The organism is Bdellovibrio sp. ArHS (assembly GCF_000786105.1).
Classification (GTDB): domain Bacteria; phylum Bdellovibrionota; class Bdellovibrionia; order Bdellovibrionales; family Bdellovibrionaceae; genus Bdellovibrio.
Window position 1 is genome coordinate 1 of the sequence record NZ_JTEV01000007.1, and the last position, 15574, is coordinate 15574.

At 48.9% G+C, this 15574-nt stretch carries 18 protein-coding genes and 1 pseudogene; 7 read left to right on the plus strand and 12 right to left on the minus strand.

Annotation, left to right across the window (positions count from 1 at the left end):
* A pseudogene (locus OM95_RS03870) lies at positions 1–219 on the minus strand (ParA family protein); the annotation flags it as partial.
* 73 nt (positions 220–292) lie between these two features.
* Positions 293–559 carry a hypothetical protein gene (locus OM95_RS03875; RefSeq protein ID WP_041870537.1) on the minus strand — a complete coding sequence of 89 codons (267 nt, stop codon included), beginning with the start codon at positions 557–559 and terminating at the stop codon, positions 293–295.
* A gap of 104 nt (positions 560–663) precedes the next feature.
* On the opposite strand from OM95_RS03875, the gene OM95_RS03880 reads away from it, so the two are divergent.
* Positions 664–1002: a hypothetical protein gene (locus tag OM95_RS03880; protein WP_291515533.1), complete on the plus strand. Its 339-nt coding sequence runs from the start codon at positions 664–666 to the stop codon at positions 1000–1002.
* Positions 999–1670 carry an RNA pseudouridine synthase gene (locus OM95_RS03885; protein ID WP_291515534.1) on the plus strand — a complete coding sequence of 224 codons (672 nt, stop codon included), beginning with the start codon at positions 999–1001 and terminating at the stop codon, positions 1668–1670. Before OM95_RS03880 ends, OM95_RS03885 begins: the two co-directional genes overlap by 4 nt.
* A 2-nt stretch (positions 1671–1672) precedes the next feature.
* On the opposite strand, the gene OM95_RS03890 is transcribed toward OM95_RS03885, so the two are convergent.
* The 5 genes from OM95_RS03890 to OM95_RS03910 are packed head-to-tail and all read right to left on the minus strand — an operon-like array spanning position 1673 to position 7335.
* Positions 1673–3697, minus strand: coding sequence for a UvrD-helicase domain-containing protein (locus tag OM95_RS03890; protein WP_041870540.1), 2025 nt, complete (start codon positions 3695–3697; stop codon positions 1673–1675).
* A 48-nt stretch (positions 3698–3745) separates the two neighbouring features.
* Positions 3746–4186: a hypothetical protein gene (locus tag OM95_RS03895; RefSeq protein WP_041870542.1), complete on the minus strand. Its 441-nt coding sequence runs from the start codon at positions 4184–4186 to the stop codon at positions 3746–3748.
* 12 nt (positions 4187–4198) lie between these two features.
* On the minus strand, positions 4199–5131 hold the full coding sequence (locus OM95_RS03900) for a hypothetical protein (RefSeq protein WP_041870544.1): 933 nt from the start codon (positions 5129–5131) through the stop codon (positions 4199–4201).
* A gap of 29 nt (positions 5132–5160) precedes the next feature.
* Positions 5161–6546, minus strand: a complete 1386-nt coding sequence (gene fumC / locus OM95_RS03905) for a class II fumarate hydratase (protein ID WP_291515535.1) — start codon at positions 6544–6546, stop codon at positions 5161–5163.
* Between the two features lie 24 nt (positions 6547–6570).
* A complete protein-coding gene (locus tag OM95_RS03910; protein ID WP_041870546.1) occupies positions 6571–7335 on the minus strand; it encodes an SDR family NAD(P)-dependent oxidoreductase in 765 nt (254 codons plus the stop codon).
* Positions 7336–7433: 98 nt separating this feature from the next.
* On the opposite strand from OM95_RS03910, the gene OM95_RS03915 reads away from it, so the two are divergent.
* Genes OM95_RS03915 through OM95_RS03925 form a run of 3 tightly spaced genes read left to right on the plus strand, consistent with a single transcriptional unit; the run spans position 7434 to position 9262 of the window.
* Entirely contained in the window at positions 7434–7847 is a 414-nt protein-coding gene (locus OM95_RS03915; RefSeq protein WP_291515536.1) for a YchJ family metal-binding protein, read from the plus strand.
* The gene (locus OM95_RS03920) at positions 7844–8302 is read left to right on the plus strand and encodes an EVE domain-containing protein (protein ID WP_041870550.1); all 459 of its coding nucleotides are present in this window, start codon (positions 7844–7846) and stop codon (positions 8300–8302) included. The genes OM95_RS03915 and OM95_RS03920 overlap by 4 nt, the downstream gene beginning before the upstream one ends.
* A 3-nt stretch (positions 8303–8305) precedes the next feature.
* Positions 8306–9262 (plus strand): tRNA-dihydrouridine synthase family protein, encoded by a 957-nt coding sequence (locus tag OM95_RS03925; RefSeq protein ID WP_041870552.1) that lies wholly within the window; start codon positions 8306–8308, stop codon positions 9260–9262.
* Here the strand turns inward: OM95_RS03925 and OM95_RS03930 are convergent.
* Both OM95_RS03930 and OM95_RS03935 read right to left on the minus strand, forming a co-directional pair.
* Positions 9259–11808, minus strand: a complete 2550-nt coding sequence (locus OM95_RS03930) for a hypothetical protein (protein WP_291515537.1) — start codon at positions 11806–11808, stop codon at positions 9259–9261. The genes OM95_RS03925 and OM95_RS03930 overlap by 4 nt on opposite strands.
* Positions 11809–11897: 89 nt before the next feature.
* The gene (locus OM95_RS03935) at positions 11898–12509 is read right to left on the minus strand and encodes a class I SAM-dependent methyltransferase (RefSeq protein ID WP_291515538.1); all 612 of its coding nucleotides are present in this window, start codon (positions 12507–12509) and stop codon (positions 11898–11900) included.
* 93 nt (positions 12510–12602) lie between these two features.
* On the opposite strand from OM95_RS03935, the gene OM95_RS03940 reads away from it, so the two are divergent.
* A complete protein-coding gene (locus OM95_RS03940) occupies positions 12603–12860 on the plus strand; it encodes a glutaredoxin domain-containing protein (RefSeq protein WP_041870685.1) in 258 nt (85 codons plus the stop codon).
* 1 nt (position 12861) lies between these two features.
* Positions 12862–13269: a hypothetical protein gene (locus tag OM95_RS03945; protein WP_041870556.1), complete on the plus strand. Its 408-nt coding sequence runs from the start codon at positions 12862–12864 to the stop codon at positions 13267–13269.
* Here the strand turns inward: OM95_RS03945 and OM95_RS03950 are convergent, their stop codons facing one another.
* From OM95_RS03950 to OM95_RS03960, 3 genes are all read right to left on the minus strand, one after another.
* Positions 13270–14358 (minus strand): tRNA-dihydrouridine synthase family protein, encoded by a 1089-nt coding sequence (locus OM95_RS03950; protein WP_041870558.1) that lies wholly within the window; start codon positions 14356–14358, stop codon positions 13270–13272.
* A 48-nt stretch (positions 14359–14406) separates the two neighbouring features.
* Complete coding sequence (locus OM95_RS03955) at positions 14407–14889, minus strand: hypothetical protein (RefSeq protein WP_041870560.1); 483 nt, start codon at positions 14887–14889, stop codon at positions 14407–14409.
* Positions 14890–15025: 136 nt separating this feature from the next.
* On the minus strand, positions 15026–15547 hold the full coding sequence (locus OM95_RS03960) for a DUF6580 family putative transport protein (RefSeq protein ID WP_041870563.1): 522 nt from the start codon (positions 15545–15547) through the stop codon (positions 15026–15028).
* Positions 15548–15574: the final 27 nt, after the last annotated feature.

The window sequence follows — 15574 nt, forward strand, 5'->3', positions numbered from 1 at the left end:
GCCCCCTTTGAGCATTTGCACAGAGATCACTTTTTGTGGGTATTTGTAGCCTTCTGCCAATAAAAGAGTGCGAACTTCTTCGGGCAAAAGCCAGGGTGATTTAATTTTTTTCTGCAGATGTTTTTCGGCCTTCAGTTTGACTGCCGACGGAGCGATATCCATAAAAGAGGCCAAATCACTCAACGAGATGCAAAACTCCTGTTGCGCCAATGCTGACATCAGAAACCTCCTGGTGAATCAAGCCTACCCAGAGGCCTCGCCCAGCGCAAGGGCGGCGCACAGAGTTATTCGGTTAGATTTCCGGTGGGACGAAGTCTTCTAGATGCTGGGATTCCGTCTTCAGCAAAGAGCGCATCTCTTCGACATCGAAATTATAGGACCAAAGAAGCTGTTCCCGCATTTTTCGCAGCTGCCAGATTTGTTCAGGGGTCAAGGGATGAAGACCTTCAATCATGCGGCGAAGATGCAGATCGACCTCACGCTTAAAATCCCCATAATCAAGGTCATCATCGTGATAGGTGTCCAAAAAATGCAGGAACTCCTGAACCGCAGGACTCATAAATCACCCCCTGCCGCCCATTGTTGCATTCTCTTGCCACTCCCTCCTGGGTATATGTCCCCTGATGCCAAAAATCAGGCCTGACCCTGGCTGAAAGGATGTCTATGGCCCCAAGTTGGCTTGCCGCTTATGTCATTGGTTGGCTTCAGGCGAACCTTCAAAAGGTCGGCCTTTTATGGCGTGAGTCGAACTCGGATCTGGAGGGTTTTCAGGAGGGAAAAGAAGCGCAAGCCCTGAGGGGCTACGAAAAGAATCTTTTGCTAATGGGTAGTTTTTTCCTATTTTTGAGCTGGCTGGGGTTCTTCTTCAACCTTCTCGTCTTAATTTCCGTGCATTCTTGGGCGGTCTCTCGTAAAGAAAGGTTTCTATTTTCCAGTGCTTTGACCGAACAGGATCTTCTTGTCGAGCAAGTGCAAGAGATTCTGAAGGAGTTCCCAACATGAAGCCCGTTAATAAACTTCCCGTGGTTGAAAAATCCAAACATTGGCTGATTATCAACAAACCCACTGGCATTTCCGTGCACAACGAAGCGGGTGACGTTCGCAGTATTTTAAAAAAGCAACTTCACCCCGGAACTTTCCATGACATCTACCCGGTGCACCGCCTGGATAAAGAAACCAGTGGTCTTCTGGTCGTTGCCACCGAACAAGAAACCGCCGCCGCTTTGGCCGAACAGTTTCAAACTCACAAAGCCGAAAAAATGTACTACGCCGTCTTGCGTGGCGCGATGGATGTTTCCGACAAATGGCAAGAGTGGACCACGCCGATCTCTGATAAGTCAGAAGGTCGCAAAAACCCCCAAGGTCTTTTGAAAGACCGCCTGGAAGCCAAAACCCTTTACAAAGTGATCAAATCGAACCAGTACTTCTCGCTGGTCGAGGTGCGCCTGTTAACCGGCCGCCAACATCAAATTCGTAAGCACGCGGCCTTGGCTAAACATGCCATTGTCGGCGACACTCGTTACGGCGATCCTACCTACAACGACAAAATGGCCGAGATCTACAAAACAGATCGCATGTTCTTGCATGCGTTCCAACTGACCCTACCCATTGGCGGACGCGTTCAGACTTTTGAAACGCCCCTGCCTCCTGATTTTCAGAAAATGTTCTAAGATTATTTTTTCGGCGGTGGCGTCAGCTTGCTATCAAGCTTCGCCAAAAAGCTGGAAACCAGGTCTTCGCGCTCTTGTCCCGATACAGGGCGCGCGCCCAAAGGGAACTCAGTATAAAGCTCTTTCGGGATCTCTAAAAGAAATCTGGAGGGAGCTGAGGGACGAACCACGCCATTCTTCTTGCGTTGCTGACAGCGCGACATAACCAGACGTCTTTTTGCGCGGGTCACGCCGACGTAGAATAAACGGCGCTCTTCGTCGATATCAGACCCCAGGTTTTTATGAGGCAAGAGATCCTCTTCGATCCCCGCCAGAATCACGATCGGGAACTCCAACCCTTTCGAGGCATGCAAGGTCATCAATTGAACCTTGTTAGGTTCTTCTTCTTCCCCGGACATATCATCCCGGAGCAACATCGCATCCACGAAAGATTTGATATTTTCCACGTCATAAGACCGACGTCCTAGATACGCATCCAAAATACGGCCCAGGATTTCGACGACCATCCACTTTTTCTCGGCACTGGTCGGGTCCGCAGCCGTGCCGTACACGTATTCGCGATAACCGATATCGGCAAAAATCTGCACCATCTTCGCGCCTGGCGACGAACCGACATTGTAATCCAAAATGTTTTTGGGCAGATCTTCGATGAACTTCATTAATTCGTCGATCGCAAGGCCGGCTTTTTCCTGCACTTCAGCCTCCCGCCAAAAACGACAGGCATCGACAAAGTTAATACGCTTTTTCAAGGCAAACTCGCTCAGTTTTTCAATGGTCGTATCACCGATCCCGCGCGAAGGCACATTGATGATCCGGCGCAAGGAAACCTCGTTAGGTGCCAAGGCCTGCTTCAAATAAGCCATCAGATCTTTGATTTCGCGGCGATCGAAAATCGAGGTGCCTCCAGAGATATGATAAGGAATGTTAGCCCGTCGCAAAGAGGATTCGATCAAACCACCCTGGGTGTTAGAACGATATAAAACGGCAAAGTCCTTATACGAATGGCCTTGGCGCAGGAAGTGCTGTACTTCACTGACCACAAATTCACATTCATCTTCTTCGCGCTCCAGCAGGAACATTTCAGGCAGAACCCCGGTGCTTTGCGCGATTTCCGCCCGCAAGACTTTTCCGTGGCGGTTTTTATTTTTGGAGATAGCGGCATTGGCCACAGCCAGAATTTCCGCCGAAGAGCGATAGTTTCGCTCAAGCTTAATCACTTCACAGTTTTTAAACTCTTGGGGAAAATTCAGAATGTTTTTTACTTCAGCGCCCCGCCAACCATAAATGGATTGATCGTCATCGCCGACCACCGTCAGATTATTGTGGGACTTTACGATCTGATGAATCAGATCCATTTGCAGGCGATTGGTGTCTTGAAACTCATCGACCATCACCTGACTGAACATGGATTGAACCTTTTCCAGAATATCTGGATGCTCTCGGAAAAGCTGCAAGGGCTTGATCAGAAGACCTTCAAAGTCCACGACCCCCAGATGCTCAAGGCGCTTGGCAAATTTCGGAGTCAGGACTTCGACCATCTCGTGGTATTCGTCAAAAGCCTCGGTCTGCGGCGCCAAGCCGGTGCGCTTGTCATTGATCATGGTAAGAATTTTATCGACGTCAAATTTGTCTTTGCCCGAATTCTTAATATCCTTCATCAGGTCTTTAAGAATGGCGTTGCAGTCCGTCTGATCGACGATGCCAAAATAGGGTGAAAGAGCGGCGTGTTTATGGAAGCGCCGAAGAATTTGCAATCCGAATGAGTGAAAAGTCCCTGCCCAAAGATCTTTCCCGGTATTGCCTAACTTCGCCGCCACCCGATGCTTAAGTTCACGCGCGGCCTTGTTTGTGAACGTGAGAACGCAGATTTCCTGAGCCTGCGCCACCCGTTCCGAAATCAGTCGCCCCGTTCTTGAAACAAGAACTGTCGTTTTTCCTGAACCCGCTCCTGCCAAAATAAGCAAAGGGCCGTAATTGTGCTTTACGGCCTTTTGCTGCTCGGGGTTCAGCCCCTTAAGCCATTCCATAATACTCACTACTCGAAGGCCGAAGAACTTCGGCCTTCCTGATACAGATTAAACTCGATTGTGGATCAATGTACGAACTTCATCTTCAAAGACGACTTCGATTTTATCAGACATCGCGTCTTTGACGAAACCCATGCCAAATTTGGGATGCTGAAGTTTCGTGTTCTTTTCAAACTTGCCCTTCATATTGTATGCAGCCGTCGGTGCATTTTCATTCGCCATCAGCATTTCGTATTCATTGCGGTGGCTGGAGCGACGGGAGTTCATTGTCTGTTCACGCTTCTTGGCTGCCGCCCCAGTCAAAGGCTTGCCCGTTTTTGTTTGCGCTTTAGGAAGAGAGTATGTTTTCTGAGACCCGCAAATCTCACATTTGATTTTCGCGGAAGTCGCCGATGTGTGGGCTAGGACCACATGGTATCTATCAGCATCACATTTTTTGCAAAACGCAAAAAAAGATTTCGCGACGGGGGGCAGTGTATTCATCGTCATTTTTCTTCCTATCTAGTATTGTTGTTTCAAACTATAAATCATTAATTTTTCATCAAGCTTCTTCTGCGCGATTTCACTCGCACTCAAGAAGTAAGGACCTTTGTTGCCCTCGATACGCTGTTGGAACTCCAGCATGCTCTGCTCGCTTTTCGGATCAATCATCGCACCGGTCGGGCCATAGTTTTCCAAAAACGCATAGTCTTCGCCTTTGTTGAAAAACTTTTCCCAGTTATTGGTATTTACTTTCACTCGGTATGTGATCGTTTTGGCGTGAGAATGCACTGGCGCATACGCTCCAATCACTTCCAGGTGACCATAATGCGAGTGCAGCTTTAAAGCCGGGCTTCCCCATTGGGTCATTCCCGAACACTGATCGACGTTGGCATACCACAGACCGAAGGCTTTGGATAAGAATCCCAAACCGTAAAGCCCTTCTCCTTGCGGCAATAACGAGTTGATCGAGCACAGGTTGTGGGCGACCCACTCTCCACGATGCATCGTCGGAATGATGATGAACAAAGATAAAGGAATCCAATCCATCTCATCCAGTGACGTGACTTCTTTCAGCACGCCAGATGTTTTGATCGGAGAATTTGTCGCTGGATACTTTTGAGGATCCAAGGCTTCACGCATGCTTTTCGTCAACGCGGATGGTTTGCAGGCAAAACCCGCCACAAACCCCGGCATCACGGCACAATCATAAAACACCCAACGAGGCATGGCCATGTTGGAAGGACCGAAGGCTCTTTCTTCGATAGAGTAAATACGATCCGCGAAAGCCAATTCGCCGATATCCAAAGGATCTTTGAAAATAGGTTGTTTAGGAAACCAGTCCAAACGATGAAGGGAACCAGGTTGGGCAATTTGGTTTTCTGGACGAACAAACACATAAGGGCGAATATCTTCGCGCTCCATCCAGTCCGCTTTTGCCAATAGTGAATTCATCGAATGCTACTCCAGTTCCGGCCAGGCGGCTACCGCCCTACCATATCCTTAGGTTGTACTATCTTATCAAATTCTTCGCCAGAAAGGAGTCCAAGATTGATGGCTTCGTCGCGCAGTGTAGTGCCGTTTTTATGGGCAGTTTTCGCAATTTTAGCTGCATTATCATAGCCAATGTGAGGATTCAGAGCAGTTACCAGCATTAATGACTGCTCGAGATGCTTCTGAATCTGTTTGGCATTGGCTTCGATCCCGACAACACAGTGATCGGTGAAGGATTCACAGGCGTCGGCCAGCAAACGAATCGAGTTTAAAACATTAAAAACGATCAGGGGCTTAAAGACGTTCAGTTCAAAGTGCCCCGTCGCACCGCCAATGGACACCGCCACGTGATTCCCCATGACTTGCGCACAGACCATGGTCATGGCTTCACTCTGAGTTGGGTTCACTTTTCCGGGCATAATAGAGCTGCCAGGCTCGTTTTCCGGAAGATGCAGCTCGCCAATTCCACACCGAGGCCCCGATCCCAAAAGACGAATGTCATTGGCAATCTTCATCAAAGACACGGCCACGGAATTGAGGGCCCCACTGACTTCAACCAACGCATCATGCGCGGCCAAAGCTTCAAATTTATTTTCGGCTGAAACAAACGGAATCTGGGTTTCTGCGGCAATAGCCTGGGCCGCTTGTTCCGCGAATTGCGGATGCGTGTTTAAACCGGTGCCGACCGCCGTCCCGCCTAAGGCCAGCTCATGCAAATGAGGCAATGTGTTTTTGACTCTCTGAAGGGAGTGCTTCATCTGCGTGGAATATCCCGAAAACTCTTGCCCCAGAGTCAACGGTGTCGCATCCATCAAATGGGTGCGCCCGATTTTGACAATGTCTTTAAATTCATTTTGTTTTTGTTCTAAGGCTTTGTGCAGCTTTGCCATCATCGGCAACAAACGATGATGAATCTGCTCGGCCACCGCGATGTGCATGGCCGTGGGAAAAGTGTCGTTGGACGACTGCCCTTTATTCACGTCATCATTTGGGTGAATCTCTTTGCTGGGCAACTGAATTCCCAGCATATCCATGGCCCGGTTGGCAATAACCTCATTGGCATTCATATTTGTCTGAGTGCCCGACCCGGTTTGCCACACGACCAGAGGAAAGTGAGCATCCAGTTTGCCTGCGATCACTTCATCGGCAGCTCTAACAATGACGTCCTTCTTTTTTGCCTCCAACAAGCCCAACTTGTGATTTGTTTGTGCGGCACATTTTTTTAAAATTCCTAAAGCGCGGATCATTTCGCGAGGAAAACGATCGCCGCCAATGCGAAAATTCTGCGTCGACCGTTGCGTCTGAGCTCCCCAGAATTTGTCAGCGGGAACTTGGACTTCGCCCATGGTGTCTTTTTCAATGCGCATATCTGCCATTTGCACACTCCTTCAGGATTTACTTTAGTTCTTTCTTGCCACTTGGCCTACGTGAGCCTGATCCGTTGGATAAATAACAAGTTCCTGGATATTCACGTGCGCCGGGCGCGCCACGCACCACGCGATGGTTTCGGCAATATCCTGCGCGGAAAGAGGCGTCATGCCTTCGTAAACCTTATCCGCCTTGGTTTGATCTTCAAATCGAACGAAAGAAAATTCAGTGTGGACCATGCCCGGCTCAATATTTGTCACCCGCACCTTACTTCCCAAAAGATCCATGCGCAGACCTTCACTGAGGGCACGCACAGCAAACTTCGTAGCGCAGTAAACACCGCCGCCCGGATAAGTCCAGCGCCCCGCAACCGACCCCAGATTCACAATATGACCGGCATTTCTTCGCACCATGTACTCCACGATGCCACGAGTGACGTACAAAAGCCCCTTGATGTTGGTATCGATCATCGTGTCCCAATCTTGAAGCTTTCCATCTTGCATTTTATCAACGCCTTTAGCCAGTCCGGCATTGTTCACAAGGACGTCGATAGAGGCCATCTCTGCCGCGTGCGCGTTCATAAACTGTGTCACTTCATCACGGTCACTAATATCAAAGTGAGCGGTTTTAACCTGAACGTTCGGATGTGCCGCCTTTAAGGCCGCCTCAAGTTCCGTCAGTCTTTCCTGTCGGCGCCCGGTCGCAAAAATGCTATACCCCTGCCCCGCCAACGCCAACGCTGTCGCCCAGCCAATCCCCGATGTCGCCCCAGTAATAAATACCCATTTTTTTTCCATCCCTTAAAGGTACCTGCTTCCCTTTGTTGAGAAAAGGAAGCAGGTACCTTTTTGCGCGACGCGATGCGAATGAAACTCTAGGTGGCAAAGGGGGCCTTGTGTTAGTTTCGCGGACTATGAAATGTCCTTGTGGTTCTGAAAAAAATTATAGTGAATGTTGTGGTCCTTATCATTCTGGCAAAGCCTTGGCGCCGACGGCAGAGGCTTTGATGCGGTCCCGTTATTCCGCCTTTGCAAAAAATCAAATGGATTACTTGCGAGACACGACCGATCCACAAACTTTAGACAGCATCGATGAGGACGCCAACCGCGAATGGGCCGAGCGCGCGCAGTTCCAAAAGCTGGAAATCATCAAGTCCGAAGAAAAAGGCACCAAGGGCACGGTTGAATTTAAAGCCTTTTACACGGTGGATGACGAAGACTATGTTCATCACGAAGTCAGCACCTTCCGCAAACAAGCGGGAGAATGGTTTTTTAAATCCGGCAAAATCAAAGCGGAGAAAACAAAATGAAATACTGGTTGATGAAATCAGAACCGGACGTCTACTCCATCGACACTCTTCAAAAAGATAAAACGACCTGGTGGGAAGGCGTGCGCAACTATCAAGCCCGCAATTTCATGTCCAAAGAGATGTCTGTCGGAGATCTGGTTTTGTTCTATCATTCGAATGCCGAGCCCTCGGGCGTGGCAGGCATTGCTAAGGTTTCTAAAGCGGCGGCGGCGGATAAAACTCAATTCGACAAAAAATCAGATTACTTCGATGCAAAGGCCACCAAAGAAAAGCCAATCTGGTTCTGCGTGGAAGTGGAGTTCGTGGCCAAACTGAAAAACTTCATCAGCCTGACGGACCTGCGCGAAAATGAGAAACTGGCGGAGATGGTTGTCTTGCAGAAAGGTTCACGTCTGTCCGTGCAACCTGTCGACAAAAAACATTTCGAGATCGTTAAAAAAATGGGCGGCCTGTAGAAGATGAAGCTGTTTTTGGCTCCGATGGAAGGTGTCGTTGACTGGGTGATGCGCGACACTTTAACGCAAATTGGTGGTGTGGATCAGTGTGTGACCGAGTTTCTGCGGGTCACCGATCGCCTGCACCCCGAGAGCGTCTTTTACAAAAACTGTCCCGAGCTAAAAACCAATTCCCGCACCCGCTGGGGCACACCTGTTTTCGTGCAACTTCTTGGCGGCCATGCCGAACCTTTAGCCCTCAATGCGCAAAGAGCCGTCAAGCTGGGGGCCTTAGGAATTGATTTGAATTTTGGTTGTCCCGCAAAAACAGTGAATCGCCACGACGGCGGCGCCAGCTTGTTGAAGTCCTGCGACCGTGTGCACACCATCGTCGACACCGTTCGCAAAGCCGTCCCAGAACATATTCCCGTCACCGCGAAAATTCGCCTGGGTTTTGATGATCCGGCAAAATGTCTTGAGATCGCCCAAGCCGTCGAGGCGGCCAACGCCACCTGGCTGACCGTGCACTGCCGAACCAAGACGGATGGTTACAAGCCGCCGGCCTACTGGGAGTGGATTCCTAAAATCAAAGAAGCGACCAAACTTAAAATCATCGCTAACGGTGAAATCTGGAACGTCTCGGACTTCCACCGCTGTGTTGAAGTCACACAGTGTGAAGACTACATGATTGGTCGCGGAGTGATGAGCAACCCGTTCATCTTCCAGCAGATCAAACAAAGTCTGTCTAAAGAACCCGTCGAGGAAATGACCTGGCAACGGGCTAAACCCTTACTGCCACAGTTCTTCGCGGCCAGCACACTTTTTATCAACGACTATTTTGCGGTGTCGCGCACGAAACAGTGGCTTAAAGCTTTATCTTTAAAAAATGCCGAGGCCAAACAGGTCTTTGATGAAATAAAAATTCTTAAGAAGCCCAGTGAATTTCTCAGTCATCTTGAGCGCATCTGTTCTGCGCCCTAATGAACCGGCGAGTAGCTGGCATTTGTTCTTTGCGAACGCAATTCGGTATTTAAGGACTCTACAGCTTCTTTGAAAGCCTTTTGAATTTGCGCCCGTTCATTCGCAGAAAGTCGCACCGAGGAAGCCTCGCCGATAAGAAGTTTCACCGCGCCCGTGTTGATATCCGTGGTTTGCATATCCACGCCAAAGGTTAAACCTTTAAGTTTTATGGGCTCCATCGAAGAGCTTAATGATTTGCGCAGAGTTTTTTCCACGGACTCACCATGTGTCGCCAACATATTGCGCGCCGAAGCGTCTTTGACACCGTCAGAGACAAAAGAAAGACGGAAAGCTCCGGAATATTTTGTTTCCGCTAAGTTTCTCAAGACGGTTTCTTTATCCTTCGCCGACAAGGGTTTCGTCGCGATGGCCACACAATCATCACCGGAACAGACCGTTTGCAGTTTACCCGGATCAACGGAGCGCTGAATAACATCCTGAAAGGCCTTCTTTTGCTCAACGAAGTGCTGCGTGACGGATTTTTCGGCCAGACGCGTGCTTTCTAAAACTTTGTCCAGATCGCTCGCTCCCGCCAACGCTTCCGCCGTTCCCTTTAAATTCGCGCCCCCCATGCCGATCATGTCAGCAGAAAGACCGCCCATCACAGCGTCATTGAAGTGCGGCGTTTCCCGACGAGCAATATACAGTCCCGGAGAGAATTCATCCGCAGCCTTTACATAACGCTGCAAAACCTTCACCTGCACTTCATCAAAGGTAGCGGCCCCGAAACGGATAGACAGATCTTTGGAAATTTTGGCGGTATCACCGTTGCCTTTTCTGACAATGTCATACACGTCGGTGTCAAAAGTTTGTCCCGAAACCAACTTCGTATTGCCAAAGTACTGGCGCAGATTTTGGCGATCCGCTTCGATATCAGACAACTTTTTCGCCATCGCTTTTTGGAGGTCTGGTTTGGCATAGGACTGCAAATCGTTGACATCCAATTGTCGCGAATAGCGGGCGGCGATATTGGATTGATCGGCGGTCTGCCCCAGGCCCGCCCTAAACCATTTGTCAGAATCTGCTCCGGCACGCACGATTCCGTTTTCTTTTAACTGCAGATCGAATTCGGCGTTGGTCTCTTTAAATATTTTCGCCAGTTTGGCTTCCAGATCTTTCGGGACATTGCCGCTGAAGGCAAAACGCATCGACTTAAAGTCCGAATAAGGATCAATCACTAAGCCCGGATATTCTTTTTCCAAGGCTTTGACTTTGCCGATTAAGAGATCCTTATGATAGTTCGTCAAACTGGTCACTAGATTCTTATCTTTGAGGGTGTCGTTCAGAACTTTCATTTGCGAGTTTTCAACATCCAGGAAAACAGCTTTGCTTTTGCTACCGGAATTCGCCATGGCGATCCACTTCTCGTTCTGGGCGACCGTCGTTGGCGAGTATTCAAGATACTTTTTGATCAAACTTCCACGATCATGGAATCCGGCAGAAGCCTTTGCCGAACTGGTTGTCGTTGGCACCTCTCGGTCTGACTTTCTTCGCCGAGCGCCAATGTCGGCATTGTCGGCATCCTTCTGAGTCTGAGAAACCGCACCGCTTGACGAGGTTTTCGCCGAGGTGACTTCTGAAGTTTTCGCCGCCTCAGCCACTTTCACCGCTTCAGCAGTTTCCACCGCCACCTTTTCAGCCCGAAGACCTTTGCCAGCGGCCAGAGCCGCCCGGCCCCCTTTGATAAAATAGCCGCCAACTAAAATGGACGGGTCGATCACGTTGCCGATGGCGTAACACGCCAGCTCTTCCTGCGCCAAGGGGTTGTAACAAGAGTAGCGTTGGTATTGCTGACGAAGACTTTCCATCACCATGTTTTTCAGCGAATTGAGCTTATTCTGCTGTTCTACTGAAATTTCGACATCGTCCGTCTTCATGCGCTCGGAAAGGGGCACGTAGGGCTTCGGGCGCACCCGATCCATCGAAGCCTTATAGGCTTTCATATCTTGCGCCTGCACATACAAAAATGCAGCGGTGTATTTATCTAAATCGGCGTCGCTGAGGTTGTTGTAACGATGGTCATCTTTAACAAGATCTTTCTTGCAGGCCAGACTCTTGTTGCACTCGCGGATAAACTCATTGCGTTTTTTATTATTGGCTTTGAAGCTTTCCCAGGAGTCTTCGATGAAGCCGCCTAGCGAAACCGCCATATCCTTCAAAGATATGCCCAGATCGACCATCGCGTTTTTATATCCGCGCAGGCACGCGATCCCCTGCTCGCGCAGATATTCATCGTTCTGTTTGCACAAGCTGTCCAAATCACAACGACGCATCAACGGCGCCCAGTCCGCATGCTCTTTTGCCAGTTCATCGCACTTCAAAGACTGCACTTGCATTTCACAAGACAGTTTTATTTTTTCAATTTGTTCTTTGTAGGTCGTTGCACATTCAGGTCTTTTTTTGCACGCAACCGAAAGGATAATGCTTTCACTGCTTGAAACAGCAAAAGAACTCAACGAAACTAGCAGAACAGTAAAAAAGCTGACAAATCCCAGAAAAACTCCCACTAACTCTTCGGCGCTTTCTGGGATTCAATCAAGATTCGTTCAAGAGATTCTCATTCTGAGATCAATGCCATCCTATACATTTGTTTGATTTAAAACATCTTCTGAAAAATGAAATAAGGACTCTTCATCTTCACGGTGTGTAAGCGGAATCGTTCCGTCAGCCAATGCATGCTTCGTTCTGAGAAAAAACCGACATGGGTGAGATCGCGACGATAATGCCAATCATGAAAAGCGGCTTCACCTTTGTGAGCGGAAGTCATGACCGCCAAAATCCCACCCGGTTTGAGAAGCGTCAACATACGCTCGATGTCTTCTTTGGGATTATGAAGATGCTCCCACACTTCCGTGCTGGTGATTAGGTGATAAGTACGTTTAAAAACCTCTGTCTCTGGATAATAAAAAGAATCGTAATTGGCAGTTTCAAAACCCTCTGCTTGCAACAACCCACTTAACATCGCGGTCGGTCCACACCCGTAGTCAAGACTGGACAACTGAGTGCTCTCCACGCCAGCCGCGCGGAAGTGATCGACAACGGCTTTAATGAGGGGCGCGAAGAAAGCCAGGTACCCCGCACTTTCCTGATTCTGATGCAGATCGTATCTTTGTTTCTCTTCTACCGCGCTCAGACGCTCTGCGGGATTCATGAAGATAAAATCACAATCCTCACAGTGAAAATAACTGCGTTCGGGCTTCTTGACCACTTTAAAAGAGTTTGAGTTTGGAGACTGACAAAGTAAGCACTGCATGACAGGAAGAATCCTTGTCTCCCCGACAGGCCTATGTCAAAAAGAATCATGGCTAAAGTGCTTATTTATAAAAAAGATCCCTGTCCTTATTGCGACCGCGCCATTAATTTTTTAAATGGCAAAGGTATTGATTACGAACTTGTGGACCTGACCGGCAAGCAAGAAGAAATTGATCGTATCAAAAATGAAACAGGCTGGAGAACAGTCCCGATTATTCTTATCAAGGGCCAATTGGTGGGTGGATACACCGATCTTAAAGCCTTGGATGAAGAGGGCAAACTCGAGCCCCTGCTGGAAGGAAAATAAAATGAAAACTTTTTTACTCGTACTCGCAGTCGTTTTCTCGGTCTCCGCACAGGCTCAGGAAGTCGGTGCCAATCAAACCGAAGTGATTTACATGGGCTTAGGCTCAGCTCCCTACAACGGAGTCGCCCGTGGAAGTCTGCAGCTGAAGAACACCGGTGAGCAAGACCTTACGAAGATCGTCTGGGACATTCAGGGCATGGGCTTTTCCGCCAAAGACAACTGCCCGACCTCTTTGAAACCGGGAAAATCTTGTCAGATTTTTGTGACTTACTGGAATACTTTTCCAGGCCATGCCAGTGGAACATTGTTGGTATGGACTTCAGACAAGAATTATAAAGTGAATCTTTCAGCTTATGGTCAGCAGGAGATTCGTCCGCCGAATCCGCCTGTTCCGCCACGCTATCCTTAGTTATTGGCGCAATTCAGTTCGGGGGCTCATTTCAACCGGGCCCTCGAAAAACTTCCGCACGCCCTCAAACATTTCATCAACGGTGCGGGCCTTTGCACAGACGCCAACAAGGGCATTACCAAAAAGCAACCACACGCTGGTTGTTCTGACATAGAAGCGAACTTTGCGCATCGCTAAATCATCGCCAAAGTACTGCCGACTTAATTGAATTAATTTTAAAAGACATTTTCCATATTCAGCCCCCTCTTCTTCCGAAGTTCGAGGCGCCGTCAGTCCTTCTTTTCCCGGGGGCGTGGCAAAACCCAGGTCTTCTCCAAGTTGCCACATCATCCAAGGACGTGCGGCTAAAGCGCGTCCTGCCATCGCCATATCGCAACCGGTTTCCTGTAACATTGCCACCGCGTCCTCGGCTGTTTGAATATCACCGTTGCCAATGACAGGAAAATCGACCGCTTTATGAAGTTGTTTGATTTGCTCCCAATCCGCAGAACCACGACGTTTTTGCTCCGCTGTTCGGGGATGGAGACACACCCAAGCCGCTCCTGAATCACGCAGGCCTGTGACGAACTTTAAAAGATCATCAAACTCTTTCGTACTGCCCACGGCACGCAACTTCACACTGACGGGAACCGTCGCGTTTTTGACGGTCATGCGCACGACTTCCGCCGCATAGGACGGATCGCCCATCAAAGCCACGCCGTAATTGTGCTTCAAGGCCTTCTGCACCGGGCAGCCCATATTGATGTCGATGGCTTCCGCTCCCCACTCAATCAAACGTTTGACACTTTCCATGATGGGAACTTCTTCGTTGCCTAAAATTTGAGGAACCAGTCCGGTTTCGTGGGCCGCGCGCATGGTCTCGGGAGTCGTCGCCAGATTCTCGTTGGGAATGCGACGAGAGTTCAACATTTCTGTAGGCCAGATTGTATAAGCATCTGCAGGCATATAATCACGAATCACTTCCCGCAACGCCACGTGAGTCAAGCCTACCATCGGTGCCAGACAAAGCGGAAAGTTCACCTTCCCCTGCAAGATGGGGCGATGCAAACCTAATTGTTTTTGCGAGAATCCAGGGGTGTCCAATGCCATAGGGACTTTTACCCGGAAATGCCGTCGCCAGGCAATGGCAGATTGATTCTACCTGGCAAAACGAGGCAAAAAACGTAAATATTTTTCGGGAAGAACATCGATTTCCATACGAGAAAAATTGACATCCAGAACTTCCGGCATCGCCAAAATTTTTCCCTTCATGAAGTGATCCCCCTTACGAAACAGAATAGAGGCTTCCTCATCTGTTACTGGAGAATGATAGGGAACGTAAAAGGACTCGATGACGGAGTTTTCAGGAATGAAGCCGACAACGTTATTCAACTGATCAATAAAAACTTTGGGGCAATGACGAAAGAAGAACAAACGAAACTTCATCCCCGAAAGCCACTCTATCCAAAGTCGAATGCCCATGGAGTTAATACTCTGAAAACCCTGAAGATCGAAAAGCACATCCCGATTTTCCGCCACTGTGACAACAGGAAGCTCGGCGTACTCATCCAGGACCCCTTGGACCCGAAGCTGCAGATAAGAAGGCAGATCTTCAATTTCTATGTGAGTTTTACTCTTCATTCAGCCACCACGATGGCCTTGTCGGAGAGTCTAAAAGAATATTGAGCTGATTGAGGAAGATTGTGCTCTAACGGAGAAGATTCTGTTGCGACACACCCAACAAGCTCACTTGCAGGGTGTTCCCATAGATTAGAGATTAGGCTTGAGTTTGCACCGCAAAATCAGGCGCAAACTTTTTCACAGCTTCGTAGCCACCAAAAAGAACTGCTGAGAAGAAGAGGTCTCCCAAGATCTGGTTGTCCAGGAAAGGAATTGCGGCTACGTAACAAGACACCAAACCGGTCAGGTTCTTGGCGTAAAGACCTTCCATCATCCAAACGCCAAAATTAGAAATCAGGAAGAAAACCGCGCTTGTCACCAAAGACATCGTTCCCACGCGAACGACAGACTTTTGTTCTCGGAGATTCCAGCCTAAAACCACTGCCACTAAAAAGCCGACATAGACGTAAAGCATGGTCGTGTGGAAACCCAACACCAAGTCGCTGATAAAAAGTGCCGCCAAGGGAATTACCATCGACAGTTTTTTAGAAGGGAAATAAGTTCCGCCAAAAAGAGCCATCGCACCGATCGCCGTAAAATTCCACGGGTGAGGAATCAGGCGGCTGAATGCAGCAACAAGAACCATCAAAACCAAAGTCATCCATTGTGTCGTTTTCATAGAACATCCTCATTTATGCAGAGCGCA